The 13,878-nt window shown below is 46.8% G+C and carries 15 protein-coding genes and 1 pseudogene; 7 read left to right on the top strand and 9 right to left on the bottom strand.

Annotated elements, in window-relative coordinates; translation table 11 throughout:
- The first annotated feature begins 164 nt into the window (after positions 1-164).
- Both NSS64_RS09375 and NSS64_RS09370 read left to right on the top strand, forming a co-directional pair.
- Positions 165-518: a hypothetical protein gene (locus NSS64_RS09375; protein ID WP_341139941.1), complete on the top strand. Its 354-nt coding sequence runs from the start codon at positions 165-167 to the stop codon at positions 516-518.
- A gap of 9 nt (positions 519-527) precedes the next feature.
- A complete protein-coding gene (locus tag NSS64_RS09370) occupies positions 528-1,187 on the top strand; it encodes an SMI1/KNR4 family protein (RefSeq protein ID WP_341139940.1) in 660 nt (219 codons plus the stop codon).
- A gap of 128 nt (positions 1,188-1,315) precedes the next feature.
- Here NSS64_RS09370 and NSS64_RS09365 read toward each other — a convergent pair whose 3' ends face one another.
- On the bottom strand, positions 1,316-1,822 hold the full coding sequence (locus tag NSS64_RS09365) for a sensor histidine kinase (RefSeq protein ID WP_341139939.1): 507 nt from the start codon (positions 1,820-1,822) through the stop codon (positions 1,316-1,318).
- A gap of 389 nt (positions 1,823-2,211) precedes the next feature.
- Between NSS64_RS09365 and NSS64_RS09360 the strand changes: the two genes are divergently transcribed.
- Together NSS64_RS09360 and NSS64_RS09355 are read left to right on the top strand one after the other, a co-directional pair.
- Positions 2,212-3,222, top strand: coding sequence for a matrixin family metalloprotease (locus NSS64_RS09360; RefSeq protein WP_341139938.1), 1,011 nt, complete (start codon positions 2,212-2,214; stop codon positions 3,220-3,222).
- 102 nt (positions 3,223-3,324) lie between these two features.
- Positions 3,325-3,693: a hypothetical protein gene (locus NSS64_RS09355; protein ID WP_341139937.1), complete on the top strand. Its 369-nt coding sequence runs from the start codon at positions 3,325-3,327 to the stop codon at positions 3,691-3,693.
- Between the two features lie 111 nt (positions 3,694-3,804).
- Here NSS64_RS09355 and NSS64_RS09350 read toward each other — a convergent pair whose 3' ends face one another.
- Positions 3,805-5,130, bottom strand: a complete 1,326-nt coding sequence (locus tag NSS64_RS09350; RefSeq protein ID WP_341139936.1) for a sensor histidine kinase — start codon at positions 5,128-5,130, stop codon at positions 3,805-3,807.
- A 2-nt stretch (positions 5,131-5,132) separates the two neighbouring features.
- Positions 5,133-5,847 (bottom strand): annotated as a pseudogene (locus NSS64_RS09345) (response regulator transcription factor).
- A gap of 194 nt (positions 5,848-6,041) precedes the next feature.
- Here NSS64_RS09345 and NSS64_RS09340 point away from each other — a divergent pair.
- Positions 6,042-6,938, top strand: coding sequence for a serine protease (locus NSS64_RS09340; protein ID WP_341139935.1), 897 nt, complete (start codon positions 6,042-6,044; stop codon positions 6,936-6,938).
- Between the two features lie 99 nt (positions 6,939-7,037).
- Here NSS64_RS09340 and NSS64_RS09335 read toward each other — a convergent pair whose 3' ends face one another.
- Positions 7,038-7,190: a hypothetical protein gene (locus tag NSS64_RS09335; protein ID WP_341139934.1), complete on the bottom strand. Its 153-nt coding sequence runs from the start codon at positions 7,188-7,190 to the stop codon at positions 7,038-7,040.
- 140 nt (positions 7,191-7,330) lie between these two features.
- Positions 7,331-7,909, bottom strand: coding sequence for a TetR/AcrR family transcriptional regulator (locus NSS64_RS09330; protein ID WP_341139933.1), 579 nt, complete (start codon positions 7,907-7,909; stop codon positions 7,331-7,333).
- A 169-nt stretch (positions 7,910-8,078) separates the two neighbouring features.
- Between NSS64_RS09330 and NSS64_RS09325 the strand changes: the two genes are divergently transcribed.
- Positions 8,079-9,065: an NADP-dependent oxidoreductase gene (locus NSS64_RS09325; RefSeq protein WP_341139932.1), complete on the top strand. Its 987-nt coding sequence runs from the start codon at positions 8,079-8,081 to the stop codon at positions 9,063-9,065.
- A gap of 39 nt (positions 9,066-9,104) precedes the next feature.
- Here NSS64_RS09325 and NSS64_RS09320 read toward each other — a convergent pair whose 3' ends face one another.
- Genes NSS64_RS09320 through NSS64_RS09310 form a run of 3 tightly spaced genes read right to left on the bottom strand, consistent with a single transcriptional unit; the run spans position 9,105 to position 10,997 of the window.
- Positions 9,105-9,581, bottom strand: a complete 477-nt coding sequence (locus NSS64_RS09320; protein WP_341139931.1) for a DUF6756 family protein — start codon at positions 9,579-9,581, stop codon at positions 9,105-9,107.
- 60 nt (positions 9,582-9,641) lie between these two features.
- Positions 9,642-10,259 carry a CPBP family intramembrane glutamic endopeptidase gene (locus NSS64_RS09315; protein ID WP_341139930.1) on the bottom strand — a complete coding sequence of 206 codons (618 nt, stop codon included), beginning with the start codon at positions 10,257-10,259 and terminating at the stop codon, positions 9,642-9,644.
- A gap of 30 nt (positions 10,260-10,289) precedes the next feature.
- A complete protein-coding gene (locus NSS64_RS09310; RefSeq protein ID WP_341139929.1) occupies positions 10,290-10,997 on the bottom strand; it encodes a MerR family DNA-binding transcriptional regulator in 708 nt (235 codons plus the stop codon).
- 150 nt (positions 10,998-11,147) lie between these two features.
- On the opposite strand from NSS64_RS09310, the gene NSS64_RS09305 reads away from it, so the two are divergent.
- Complete coding sequence (locus NSS64_RS09305; RefSeq protein WP_341139928.1) at positions 11,148-12,026, top strand: alpha/beta fold hydrolase; 879 nt, start codon at positions 11,148-11,150, stop codon at positions 12,024-12,026.
- Between the two features lie 505 nt (positions 12,027-12,531).
- Here NSS64_RS09305 and NSS64_RS09300 read toward each other — a convergent pair.
- On the bottom strand, positions 12,532-13,758 hold the full coding sequence (locus NSS64_RS09300; RefSeq protein WP_341139927.1) for a glycoside hydrolase family 5 protein: 1,227 nt from the start codon (positions 13,756-13,758) through the stop codon (positions 12,532-12,534).
- Between the last annotated feature and the right edge of the window lie 120 nt (positions 13,759-13,878).

The raw sequence follows: 13,878 nt of genomic DNA, 5'->3' as shown, positions 1-13,878 counted from the left end.
ATAACTGGAACCCGGCGCGAATACTTTGCTGAAAAGCTCAAACGACTTGTTCATTTAGCTCCAGACGAGCAAGTGCTAAGATAGAATGAAAATACAGGATTAGACTGTGAAAATGTGGGTATGTATTGTTATCACTAACCAGCACAAAAGGGGAGAAATAAAGCATGGGAGTTTCTGTTTATTACACTTGTACGAGAAATCATAACCTTACGGGCAGTGAGGAGCAGGAGATCAGGGCCATCATTGATAAATTCAATGCGGGTTTTGAATTGAAGGATATTGGAGAAACATTTTATGTTTATGACTATGATCAGGATGAACCAACGGTGATCTTTGCAGGTTCGACAAAGCTGCCCCTTTCAAATGATTTTGAAGATACATTGAATGCGCTGTATTATTGGTTGGCCTGTTTGACGGATATTAGAAGAAGTATTTCTAGTGGGGATTGGCATGTGCATCTAGATGATACGGATGCTGTTTGGGATGAGGAAACGGGTTGGCAAATGCCAGAAGGTTAGTATTCTAAGGTGGAATATGAATGTAAACGTGCAATAATAGGCTCATTGCGAAGATTATTATATTTGGAGGTGAGTAAGATTTCTCAAATCAATGAATTACATAAAAAAATAGAGGGTTTATTAGCCGAAAATATTGTGGATGAAGACATTGAGTACTTTGAAGAATACAAGAAGATAACTGGAGTAATGGATAAACAAATGGACGACTTTGAAAGAGATTTTAGCATTTCATTGCCAACAGATTTTAAGGCGTTTTATACACTTAAGGATGGCAGCGGTTATCCGCTTAATCTTTTGTATACTTCATATGGAGATAGTGTTATTCCATTTACCTTACTTTCCTTTGATGATATTAGAGATACTAAGAAATTTTTCTGTGATCGCGATACTTTAATGAGCGAACATTACAGTGATGAGGAAATTAGCAAGCTAGATTCTCGTATTAAACCCTATTTATTTAACAAGCGTTGGTTTCCTTTTGCACAGGTTGTAGGAGGGGCATTGTACCTAATGTTAGACTTTGACCCGACAGAACAGGGTACTGCTGGGCAAGTTATCTTTTATGTACATGACCCTGATTTTGTTTATTTTATAGCTCCAACCTTTTCAAATCTTTTACAGGATACTATTCAAAATCTTGAAGACCATTGGTATGAAGAATGCCGATGAAAAACAAGAAACGCAAGTTGAACGAAAACAGCAGCAGTCTAAGACTTATCCAGTCTTATTCTGCTGCTGTTCCTTTTGATGACTTGTTTTTGGGTTAAACTACCGCCCGCGTCTACACATATAGTAGCTCATTCCCCAACCTTCTTCCTAAAACTAAACCGCGCCGCGCTCCGCCCAGCTCCGAGCGGGAATAGGTCAACTCCCCACTCCCCGTTCAGCCGAGCCGCTATCTGACGGCAGATGGCTAGGCCGAGGCCGGTGACGCCGTTCGTGCCAGTGAAGAAACGCTCGAAGACCGCTTCCCGCTCCTCATCCGCCAGCCCCGGACCGTTATACTCAATATGGATCGCCCACGCCGCTCCCGGAACCTCCGGGTCCACCCGGATGACCACCTGATCCGTGGTATGTCTAACCGCATTCTGTAACAGATTGACCAGGATACGGAATAGCTGCTTGCCGGGAATCGTAGCTTGCAGGCTCTCGCCTTCCACGATGAGCTTAAGGTTCCGCCGGTTGGCCTCGGGCATAAGCAGCATGGCGGCTTCTTCGGCCATGGTCGGCAGGTCAACGGTGGTGGCGGGCCAATACTCGTTTACGGCTTCCAGCCGGGAGAGCTGGAGCAGCTTGTCTACCATATCGATTAAGCGCTTGACTGGACGGCTATCGCCTAAGCCCCTCTTCGTGTCTGGATATTGAACGTCCAGTAATTCCTGAATTTGAAGTGACCCATCGACTTTTGTCCATCTTTCGCAAACCTGCAAATGACGTCATCCCGCTAACGGTTCAGTAAACAAGCTTCCCTTTCGCACGTACTAAAGGCCAGAATGTCAAAGAAAAAATCCCGCGTTTCCTTGGTCAAGGCACTAGTATTCTTAATTGTTTTTTATTGACAAATTTTGTCGAAAATAACCTTTTATTTTTTTGGTGAGTTATGATTATTATGTAAAAACCAAAAAAACATATCGAAAGAGGAGGTGGGCCTTCATTTAATATGTTCACATTTACTAATCTGAGGAGGATAAAAATGAAAAGAAACTTTCTGGTTGGTATAATTACTTTGTTCATAAGTACTTCATTCTTAGTAAGTAATGTGAACGCAGTTCCGGGAACTAATGGGAAATGGCCCAGTAGATTTAACACATTATATATTAATAGTAATAGCATAAACTCTCCTTGGGCTACAGGTGCTGCAAAATGGTATAACAACACAAATTTTAAAGTATCAACTTCTGTAGGTGTCAGTTCAACTTATTATGCCGTCAACGTATTTAATTCTTCTGTAACTTGGGATGGGTTGACTTCTAAGGCTGTAAATAATGGTATACTTCAAAGCGCTATATTAAATTTAAATACCTACTATACATCAAGTAGCATGTTTACAAACAGTATATTAGCTGGAGTGACAGGCCATGAAGTGGGACATTCTCTGGGCTTAACACATACATCAGTTGTAGAAAGCAGTTCAATTATGCATCCATATACTTTTAATAGTGATGGTAGTTTAGCCAGAGCACTTTCACCTTCGTCATCGGATATAGATTTTGTGAATGGACTTTATCCTGCTCTTGCTATTTCTTCTGAAGAGGCTGAATCAGAACTTGAAGATACTAGATATGATTCTTTAGAGGATGGAGTTTATATCCATCCTTCGTGGGCAGTGTATTATGAAGATAAAGAAGCTTTAACAAAAGCTGCTGATCTAGTAGTTAAAGGAAAAGTGATTGGAGAAGCAAAAAGTGACTTTACTAAGGGTGATTACCTCAATTACTCTACCAAAGTCAATATAGAAATTATTGATACTCTAAAAGGAGATGATAGTCCTGGGCAAATCATCACAATCTCGCAGATGGGAGGCACAGATGGTCAAGTAACTGTTTTTTCTGAGTCTTCAACTCACTTAAAGGATAATCAGGAGGCCATTTTATTTTTACGTAAAATAAATGAAAATACATTCATACCGCTTAATGAAGATGATGGTATTTTTATTTATGAATTAGGACAATTTAAAAATATAAAATCTAATAAAGAGTTATAAAATAATCTTGTAAATAATACTTTCTGAGTGACTTCAGAAAGTATTTTTGATTAAGGAAACATTTCCCCCTGAAGTTACGTCATGAAAGAGAGGTGATGATCAATGAAGAAAGTAATAATCTTGTTTTTAATAATCCTTACGGCATGCTCCAATGCTAATAATGCCGGAGAATTAAAAAACAATCCTGCCAATGTAGATGTAAATGTTGAGTCTTCCTTCCCCTACCCTTTAGTAATATGGGACAATCAAAAGTATAAGGTTACAACTGATGAAAAAATCAATATCAACAAAGTTATTGGAGAAATTCTAAACTATTCTACAGATGAAGCCCTAATTAAAGAAGATACTGATAACTTTTCAAACTATTACCCTAAAGGTACTCAAATTTGGTCAATTCAAGGAGTCGATACCAAACAAGCTGTTGCGATTGAATATGAGAAAAACATGTATGTAAAAGCTGTAGTAGAATAGGCGAGAACAGTCTAATTCGGTATGAGGTCAGCTGAATGACGACAGCAGCAGTCTAAGCTTATTTAGTCTTGTTCTGCTGCAGTTACTTTTAATGCGTCTGTCTGTAACACCTCATTCCCCAACCTTCTTCCTAAAACTAAATCGAGCCCCGCCCAGCTCCGAGCGGGAATAGGTCAGCTCTCCGTTCAATCGTGCCGCAATCTGGCGGCAGATAGCTAGCCCGAGACCTGTTACTCCGTTCGCTCCGGTATAGAAACGCTCGAAGACCGCTTCCCACTCCTCCTCGGCCAGCCCCGGACCGTTATCTTCAATATGGATTGCCCATGCAGCTCCCGCAACCTCCGGGTCCACCCGGATGACCACCTGATCTGTGGTATGTCTAACCGCATTCTGTAACAGATTGACCAGGATACGGAACAGCTGCTCACCGGGAATCGTAGCTTGCAGGCTCTCGCCTTCCACGCTGAGCTTCATGTCCCGCCGGGTGGCCTCGGGCATGAGAAGCATAGCGGCTTCTTCGGCCATGGTCCGCAGGTCAATGGCTGCGGCGGGCCAATGCTCGTCTACGGCTTCCAGCCGGGAGAGCTGGAGCAGCTTGTCTACCATATCTATCAAGCGCTGCGACTGATTGGTGATCACCTCCAGGCCTTCCTCCTGCGTAAACACCTGATCCTGAATGGCGAAGACGAAGCCGTTGATGGACATCAGGGGTGTTTTGAGCTCATGTGAGATATTCTGCAGAAATTCAATCGGGTTGCGCTGATGCTGCTGGATACGCCCCGACATGGATTGGAAGGTGGTCATCAGCTCCCCGATTTCAGTCCCGTCCCCCTGCGGAAAGGGATTGCCCTGTGCATAGGAAGGCTCATATCGCCCAACGACTTCCTTCAACCGGTTCAGCGGACGCACCACCCGTGAGACGGCGAATATTCCAATCGCAAGAATCACCACAAAGCTGGCGCCTATGGACAGCAAGGTGGTTCGCATAAGGGAGCCGTATAAAGCCCGAAGCGAGGACAGCGGCGAATAGATGAAGATTTCATCGGACAGCCCCCTCAGCTTTTCTTGCGCATATAGGACCTTCCTGCCATGCAGGAGGGCAATTCCCTTTTTCCCTGTGGGCGCGTAATGCAATAGCTTGCCTTCCTCCTTCTCATTGCTAGCGTCAATAATCTTCTGATCTGCATCCAGAATCATATAATCTGCGTTCATCATCAGTCCCTTGACGACATACTTGAACTGCGTGCTGCTCAGATTGTTGAGGTCACCATCGCTGAGCAGCTTCTGCGCCTTCCCCACCTGTCCGTGCAGCTCAGCCTTCACCTGATTCATCAGAATGTCGTCGATCAGGCGCACGAACAGCATCACCGTAATCGCTACAGTGACGAGCATGGCAATGCAGAGCGAGAACAGCATTTTACTGCGAATGGTTCGCATAGCTACACCTTCCGCACGGATGCCCGGTATCCGAAGCCCCACACCGTATCAATTAGGAGCGTGGAGTGGTGCTCGGCGAGCTTTTTGCGGATTCTTTTGACCACATCATCTACGACCCGGACATCCCCGAAAAAATCATATTCCCACACCTGCTGGATCAGATGCTCACGCCCGAAGGGCCGTTCCAGGTGAGAGGCCAGGAAGAGCAGCAGATCGAATTCGCGCGAGGTCAGGCTCACTTCCTCTGCATTCACCATAACCTTCCGGTAATCCGCGTCAATCTCCACATTCCCGGACTTGCAGACCTGCTTCGCTGCCGCCACTGGCGGGATCTCCTCCGCAGCGGCATTACCCGCTCTAGCCAAACGCAGCATAGATTTCACCTGTCCCACCAGCTCACGCGGATTGAACGGCTTACTTAGGAAGTCACTGCATCCCAGCTCCAGCCCCTGAATCCGGTCACTCTCCTCGCCGCGTGCAGAGATCATAATAATTAGGAAGCTCGGTGAAGGTGCGCAGTTCGGTGAGCAGTGCCAGACCGTCAATGCCGGGCATCATAATATCGAGAATCAGGCAATCCGGGTGCTCTACACGGACATGCTCGACCAGCGTGCGGCCGCTTGAGAACGAAGTTACGTCATACCCTTCCTTGCGCAAATATTCCGAGAGCAGCTGTAAAATGAAAAGATCGTCGTCTACGACTACAATTTTGGCCATTATGTATACCTCTTTACCTCCTAATCTAGTTCTATCATACAGGGTTATCTATGTAGATAAAAGACAGGACTCGTCATAAGCCCCGTCTTCCTCTTCTTCGAAAAAGATGTGGAGCTCTGTTCTTACATATCCGCATACTGACCGTCACAACATGTCTCACTCCTCAATAGTATAAAACTAAAGGGGGAGTGATTATGACTCGTTGGGTTAGCAGATTCCTCTCAAGCATACTGGCTGTTGCGGTTCTAACATTGGGCATGCATATAGCTGCTGCTTTTGCCGTCAGCAAGGTGTCCATTACATCCATGACTGTCACCAAATCCGGCATTACGGTTAGTCCTTATAACAGTAACCCGGCATTATCCAAGGAGCAGCAAGACAAAGCGTATCGTAATTACAAAAATCTGACACGCGTCGTGATGATAGAAAAGTATGTACTGTCCAGTCAAGGAACCAAGACAAAGATAGGCATTGGTGCAGGCTTTATGTTACCCGGCGGATACATTGTCACTAATAATCACGTGGCTCCCGCCAACTATAATGGTAAGAAATTACGATTCCAAATCACCTTTTATGCGCAAAAATCGGACGGGTATCTGCTTGGCTCACTAGTTGCTACAGATGTGAAGGAAGACCTCTCCCTGCTGAAGATTGACGCTAACAAAATCCCTAAGCCCTATCAAGACAGCTATTTCAAGAAATTCAACCTTGAGCCAAAAGCCAATGAAAAGGTGACAGTCATAGGGCACCCTACTAAGCCAATAGGAAACTCAGACACCGGTAATACCAAGAGGTACACCTGGACACCGCTCTACGGAACATTCACCGCCGATGATGTGGCTGTTATCCGGAAATCGAAAAATGCGTCAACACCCGATGTGTACACCCACTCCATGGAATTCAAAGTACAGACCTGGCCCGGAAATAGCGGCAGTGCTGTCATAGATTCGAGCGATAAAATAGTGGGGGTAATCTCCTCCACTATCCTGGGTGAACCCCGGTCCTTTGCCACCAGTTCGAAGCTTATCTTACAATTCATAGAGAACAACGATTTGTCTGAAGCCATTTTTGGACACGCCGTTGACGGATAATTTTCCTGAATTAGCATTGGGCGCTGAATAAAGACGGGACTCTGCATGAGTTCCGCCTTTTTTATGCGTATGTTGCTGCGATTGCACTCGTTGTTAGCGTCACAGAATGTGAACGGTGGCAATGTCCTTTCCTGCCCACAAGTTGAAGCTGTAACCCGGTACCCACAAATGCCACGGTGCGGCGTCCACAATAAAAGCCACATCCGCATACGTATCCCATGTCCCCTCCACTTGACTTGTGATTCTGACCAATACAGTCCAGGTATCCCCCTGCATGACCCTGTCAATGATCTCCCCATAATGAACAACGATATCTCGTATCCATTCATTTCTTGAAAATTTGCTGGGGTCTCGATGCCAGGTTATTAGAGCTTGAGCGTGCCTTATGTCGTTCATGGGGTTACCAGCCCCAAACCGTTCATTACATAAGGACGAGCAATGTCGACGAGCACATCGGTCCGATTATTCTCCCCGGCATTTAACCAATAATGTGCAGCGCCATAGATAGCTGAACCTGTCATGGCAGCCATGATTTTGATATGATGAACGTCCACCCCATGGCGGGTATGGCCTTTGAGAAAAATGCTCTCTATGGTTTGCTGCAGCATTTTCTTTATTTTGTCATCGACCAGCTTAGCCATCGGATTGGAATCTATTCTGCAGATCCAATAAAAATCTATGATGTATTGGTGCGTCATGATGATCAACTGGTCACAAATATCTTCCGTAAACTCCTCTGCATTCACCACTTGCTCAGGAATCCTCTCATGAAAAGCCTGTTCTGTGACTTCGTCCAGCAAAGCATATTTATCTTCAAAATGGGCATAAAAGGTGGCGCGGTTAATGGTTGCTTCCTGAGCGATATCTTTGATCGTGATTGCATCAAATCCTTTTCTCTGCAGCAAATCTCTGAACGCTGTTCTAATTAACTGTCGTGTGCGCAATACCCTCGGATCTTCCTGATTTACCATCCCTATATCTCCTTGTTAAACATCAATGTTCTCAATGTGTTGCCTATGCAACTTTCCTCGAACTCTGCCGGTTGAACTCTCAAGCACGCAATATTATTATCTTATCAAACAGGTGTTGCTTAAACAATCTGTGAATCATACTTATGTTCAATTTATGAGGAGGATCATTATGAAGGCTATTGCTTTGACAAGCTTTGGAATTCCCGAAGCGCTAGAAGAACTGGAAGTCCCCGTTCCCGCACTCACTGACACACAGGTTCTCGTTGAAATGCGCGCCTCATCCATCAATCCCGCAGATGTTCTATTTCGCAGCGGCGCAATTCTTGAGGGTCCGTTGGCCGATAAATTTCCGGATCAATTTCAATTGCCGCTTGTTCTGGGTAATGAAGTAGCCGGCATTGTTAAAGAGGTTGGCGGGAAAGTCCGGCATTTCAAGCCGGGAGATCGTGTCATGGGAATGATTCCGAGAGGTTCCTACATGGACTATGTTGCCGTGGAGGAAGATCTCCTGGCCGTTATTCCTGAGAGTCTCTCCTTCGAAGAGGCGGGCGCCGCGCCTGCCGTTGCCCTGCCAGCCTGGCAAGCGCTGTTTGAGCATGGCCAGCTTCAACCGGGACAACGCATCCTTATTCAAGCTGGCGCTGGAGGAGTGGGACATGCGGCAGTTCAGTTGGCTAAGCAACATGGAGCATATGTTATCGCAACTGCGAGGGACTACAATCACGATTTCGTCAAAGGACTTGGTGCTGACGAGGTGATCGATTATACAAAAACCGACTTCGTTACCCAAATCACAGAGCCTGTTGATTTCGTGTTGGATGCCGCTATGGACTCATCTACTTTCGGTACCGGGTTACCGGGAGACATCGGAAGGAAGAACTACTCGGTCATCAAGGATGGCGGGACCTATATTTCAGTGGTGGCATTCGCGCTCAATGAATACCCGAAGGTCCGCGGTATTAACGCCTATTTCTTCCAGGCAAGAGCTAACCGTACTGATTTTGAAGCCATTGTCCGCCAGATGCAAGAGAATAAATTGAATATCCATATCCATGAGGCTTACCCCTTTACTGCTCAAGGTCTGCTCAAGGCGTATCGCCAAAGCGAAGAGTTGCCCAAGCGGGGGAAGATCGTCATATCGAAACATCTTGGATAAACGCCATGACTAGGGAGTGCGTGAAGAAAGCCCCATCCTCTAAGGATTAGGGCTTTCATATCTCATCCATCGTTCAATGATCGGCTGGCCGCTCAGGTGGAGCATATCATGGTGATCTTCGCAGAGGAGCCATTGAAGCTTTTTGGAGATCAGGTAGTATTCATTCAGATGGCATAACTCTGGGATCAATTGGAGAATTGTTGTTGTCTTGCCCTCATAGAGCCACAGCTTATCATACCGGTCCTCGGCAATGAACCAGATGAATTCATCTTGGATGATGTCTTTTAGTTTGGAATAGTTTTTGTCTGCGAAGCTGGCGCTATACCGGGGTTCCTGCAGCCGGTTCCAGCCCCAGTGTAATCCCTGTGTATAATGGGTCTTCACCAGAAACCGTTCCTCGATTTCACTCAACATGCGTTTCCACTGGTCTTTGCGGACTTCAAATAACCCGCTCCGGTCCAGCTTCAGCGTCTTGATTAATTCTTCGATCTCTATTCGGACAGATAGGGAATCCACAGGTTCACCTCATTTTCAGATTCATAATGGATTTAGACAGCCGTATTGGTCTCCATCCTGCTATCCCTTCTCCCCTCTCATCTGAATCACTTTATATTTGAACAGCAGCGTAATCCCCAAATTCATGAAAAAATGCACAAGGATCGGGACCAGCAAATTATGCGTCTGCACATACACCCAGCCGAAGACCAGACTTGGGATGGTGATGTTCAGCAGCATCAGCGGCTTGCTGTAGTACTGGACATGCATTCCCGCGAACAGCACCGTGGTGATTCCGATGGCGAGCCAGGGCTGGGGAAGGTAGAGATTCAATACATTTTGTATAATTCCCCGGAACAGAAGCTCTTCAAATAAAGCTCCTGCCAATGTAAAGGATACAATCGCAGCGAGCGAATAGTTCTGATAGCTCTTATTCGTCTCGTCAATGTAGCTGGCAGGAGTGAGTAAGGTCAGGATGATTCCGAACAACAGCAGGCTGATTGTGGGAAAGACAACGTACAGCACCATTTTCAGCGGATGCTCAAAGGATAGCAGGTCCTGCAGGGTCAGGACCCTGTAGATAACAAGGGCAAAGATAACGGCTGCGCTGATCAGAGCGAAAGCGAAGAAGACCAGCACGGCGTCTTTCGGATTGAATTCTTTTTTGGCTGGTGGCAGGGTCTCCGTTGGACGATTCATAACTTAGCTTCTCTCCTTGTCTTCCAGGTTCTACTTCTCTAAGGACAATAGGTTCATATACTTCATCACTTCTGCAATTCCCATGCACTGAAGCGTGAGCCGGGTGTTCAGCTTCTCCAGCGCAACCTGGAAGGAGCGTTCGATCTCCTGATGATCCTGTGTGTCCAAAGTACTTAAAAGACTCCTCATATTGTCTATGTAATAGACAGTCTTCCGCAAGCTGCTAATCACAAGGATCTTGCGCAGTTCAGCTAGGGAGAACATCCGGAAGCCATTCTCCGGGTTGCGCTCGGAACGGATCAGTCCCTCGGCCTCCCAGTGGCGGATCGCTGAAGTCTTCACGCCCGCTAGGGCAGCAGCTTCTCCTATATTCAACGGCTCTTTCCATTCCGTATTAAGGGTTCTGGGGATATCCGTATGTCTGATCATGGCAAGGATGTCTTCGACCCGCTTTTTCTCCAGATGGATTTGGTATTGCTGCTCATTCATCATCCATAACGCCTGTTCCGTCTGCCCCTGCTTCATCCTTCTCATCACTTCATAGGCGACAGGAATATCATACCTTTGTAATAGAACCCGGATCGTCGTAAAAGCCTGAGCATGCACCTCTCCATAGTAACGGTGGTTGCTTGGCGTTCTAGGTACAGTTGGAACCAGGTCCTGTTCCTCATATCTTCTCAGGGTGGTGGTGCTCACCTGGAGCATACCGGCAATCTGGTTAGGGGTATATCTCTCCATCTGATGAGCCCCTCCTTTAAGTCTAACCTTCAAGTGCTACGATAACATATCTGAGATATAATGCCTATTCCGTATAGGCCCGAATCTCCCAAGCCGGAAGATTGCATGAATGTTATATGCTTACTATATAACCAATTAGGGAGTGAAGATATGGATAAAATGATTACACTATCAGACGGATCAGAGATAAAGGCTGGCCTCACAGGGCCTCCCGGCGCTCCAGTTCTCATGCTCCCGGTAGCCAAAGCTTCTGTATACGGACAAGAAGCGGATCACCTTCGCCTATGGGGCGTTGATCCTGAGCTGGGAGAACATTTCGTAGATGGATTGCGAGACAAATTTCAGGTGCTGTATTTCGATTACGAGGGCCACCGGCTGCACCAGCCCAATCCGCTTGATCTGACCGCTTCAAGTATCGCCCAAGACCTGTTGACTATTGCCGATAAAATGAATGTTAGCAAGTTCAGTTACTATGGCTATTCCTGGCTGGCCCTGGCCGGACTGCAATTGGCGATCCGCACGGATCGGCTGGAGAGCTTGGTGATGGGCGGTTTCCCACCCTTGGACGGTCCTTATACAGAGATGCTGATCGTCACCAACCATACGTTCCAGATGGCACTAAACCAACCGGCTCCAGCTGATCCCGTAGAGCAGGAGGCCACTACTCCCGAGGCGACCGATTGGAACAATATCCAGATCCAAATGGTCCCGGAGCAAACCAGGCAGTTCGTTACACTGTATGAGAGTTTGTCCGATTTTAGAGATCATGACATTCAGCATCTGCTGGTGATGCCGAGACTGGCTTTTGCCGGGGAGCAGGACAAGATAGTATACGGGGAGACCTTCGGAGGTGTAACGGTGGATATTGCCGGTAAGCTTGTAGCCCACCAATCTCGGCTGGAACAGCTCGGATGGGAAGTAGCCATTCTGAAGGGAGACAATATGGACCATACAAAAGCGATGCAGCCCGAGACCGTTCTGCCCGTTCTGAAGCCTTGGCTGATCCGACATGTGCTACGGGAGAGCTAAATCATCCGCTCGAACATACTTTGGCGGAACAAAATCATCCTAACGGATGAATAAGATTACCTTCGAGTGAACACAACGTATGCTGTTTTCGCCATACATTTGGTCCATATGCCTGCTTGCGAGCGCAATGTATGCTGTTTTTCACATACGTTTGGTTCATATGCCTGCTTGCGAGCGTAATATATGCTGTTTTTCATATACATTCAGGCCGTATGCCTATTGCGACCGCAATGTATGCTGTTTTTCACATACATTCGCATTTGGTCCTTATGCCGCGCTGTAACATCCAATTCTATAGGTTCTAAGCCTAATTTCCGCCACATTCAGCTTAAAAGTCACTCTACGAATCATTCCAAGAACTCTTTTCCACATATCTACACACACCTTTTCCACAGCAGCACGAAACTATAGTTTCTATACGTCAAAAAAGCTCCCGTGATCGCCACAGGAGCTTTCCTTCTTTTTTTGCAGATAGAATGTGATTCGCCGCTTCACGCTGAATAGCTTATTGCATCCCCTGCATAATGGCATTGATAATGCCTTGCTGGGTGACGGTGTTGTTATAACGGTTGAACAGGGCGAAGCCGTGCTGTCCGTTATAGCCGTTGTCCCAATAGACCGGCACGGCCTTGTACTTCTTGGCGGTTGCGGTTACGGCTTTGGCATAGGCGGCGCGGTAAAGATTATTGCTTGAATCATAGGAAGATTTGTCGATTGAACCGAATTCTCCGATCACTACCGGATAGCCTTGGGTCGTGAATTTATTGTACATGGATTGGAGCTGCGAGTTCAGGTAATCCTCCTGTCCCCAGGTGGATTTCTTGGCAGGGTTCGTCGCTGACGCTCCCCACTGCGTGATATTCCCCGATTCCTCACCGGCAAAATCCCAAGGGGAATAGTAGTGGGCGGAGATCATGATTCTTTTTTCCGAGCTGGGTATGGTGGATGATCTGTAGCTGTCGGTTGGGAGTACGAAGCCGTAATTGCCCGCCGTATAGTCGATGTTCGTATTCCAGCCCGGAATCAGCAGCCATCTGGCACTATTGTTGCCGCCTGTCTGTCTGACCGTATCCACGAAGATCTGATTATAGGCGTTCAAGTTGGCATAGTAAGCCAGATTCGGATTGTTGTAATTGCCGTCAAACACCTCGTTCATCGATTCCAAAATCAGCCGCTCCCCATAATTGGCGAACTTATTCGCGATCTGCTGCCAGACCTTCTGGTACTTCTGCTTAATGGCCGTCTGATTGCCGCTGTTCACCAGGAGCCAGCTGCCCTGAACGGAATTGAAGCCGTCCCCGTGAATATTAATGACGACATACAGGCCTTCATTGTAGGCGTAATCCACGACTGCTTTCACACGGTCCAGCCATGCCGAGTTAATCGTATAATTGGGAGCGCTGCCGATATAATTCAGATAAGAGACCGGGATACGGATCGTTTTGAAGCCTGCTGCCTTGACTTTTTGGATCAACTGCGGCGTAATGGTTGGGTTATTCCAGGCAGTCTCGCTGGGAATCCCGTTCACCGAAGCTTCGAGCGAGTTGCCCAGATTCCATCCTGCACCCATCTCGCTGACAATCTGCGAAGCCTGCAACGATCTGAAGTCCGAGGTCAGCGCGGCTGACGCCTCTGCCGCAGATGCGCGGGAACCCGTACTGCCGAGCAACGTGGAAGCCAGTAATACTAATGCTAGGCTGTAGACTCCGCATTTTTTGATTTTGGCTAACATATTAGAACCTCCGTTCCTTAGATTGAATTCTAACGATCAGGCAAGACACAAGCAGCGCTATGGAAATCCCGAAAATCAAAAAGTATCTACGTTTAACGCCAGCAGTATTATTGTTGACCC

This window comes from Paenibacillus sp. FSL H8-0122, from assembly GCF_038005345.1.
In the GTDB taxonomy this organism is placed as follows: domain Bacteria; phylum Bacillota; class Bacilli; order Paenibacillales; family Paenibacillaceae; genus Paenibacillus_AQ.
The sequence above is the reverse complement of the archived record's forward strand: the minus strand, read 5'-3'. Positions and strand labels throughout refer to the sequence as shown.

Bases quoted from the DNA above. Each gene is read 5' to 3' on its own strand.
- NSS64_RS09325 (WP_341139932.1), top strand. From the start codon at position 8,079: ATGAAGGCTATTGCTTTGACAAGCTTTGGAATTCCCGAAGCGCTAGAA.
- NSS64_RS09300 (WP_341139927.1), bottom strand. From the start codon at position 13,758: ATGTTAGCCAAAATCAAAAAATGCGGAGTCTACAGCCTAGCATTAGTA.
- NSS64_RS09310 (WP_341139929.1), bottom strand. From the start codon at position 10,997: ATGGAGAGATATACCCCTAACCAGATTGCCGGTATGCTCCAGGTGAGC.
- NSS64_RS09305 (WP_341139928.1), top strand. From the start codon at position 11,148: ATGGATAAAATGATTACACTATCAGACGGATCAGAGATAAAGGCTGGC.
- NSS64_RS09330 (WP_341139933.1), bottom strand. From the start codon at position 7,909: ATGGTAAATCAGGAAGATCCGAGGGTATTGCGCACACGACAGTTAATT.
- NSS64_RS09315 (WP_341139930.1), bottom strand. From the start codon at position 10,259: ATGAATCGTCCAACGGAGACCCTGCCACCAGCCAAAAAAGAATTCAAT.
- NSS64_RS09360 (WP_341139938.1), top strand. From the start codon at position 2,212: ATGAAAAGAAACTTTCTGGTTGGTATAATTACTTTGTTCATAAGTACT.
- NSS64_RS09355 (WP_341139937.1), top strand. From the start codon at position 3,325: ATGAAGAAAGTAATAATCTTGTTTTTAATAATCCTTACGGCATGCTCC.
- NSS64_RS09340 (WP_341139935.1), top strand. From the start codon at position 6,042: ATGACTCGTTGGGTTAGCAGATTCCTCTCAAGCATACTGGCTGTTGCG.
- NSS64_RS09375 (WP_341139941.1), top strand. From the start codon at position 165: ATGGGAGTTTCTGTTTATTACACTTGTACGAGAAATCATAACCTTACG.
- NSS64_RS09365 (WP_341139939.1), bottom strand. From the start codon at position 1,822: ATGGTAGACAAGCTGCTCCAGCTCTCCCGGCTGGAAGCCGTAAACGAG.
- NSS64_RS09350 (WP_341139936.1), bottom strand. From the start codon at position 5,130: ATGCGAACCATTCGCAGTAAAATGCTGTTCTCGCTCTGCATTGCCATG.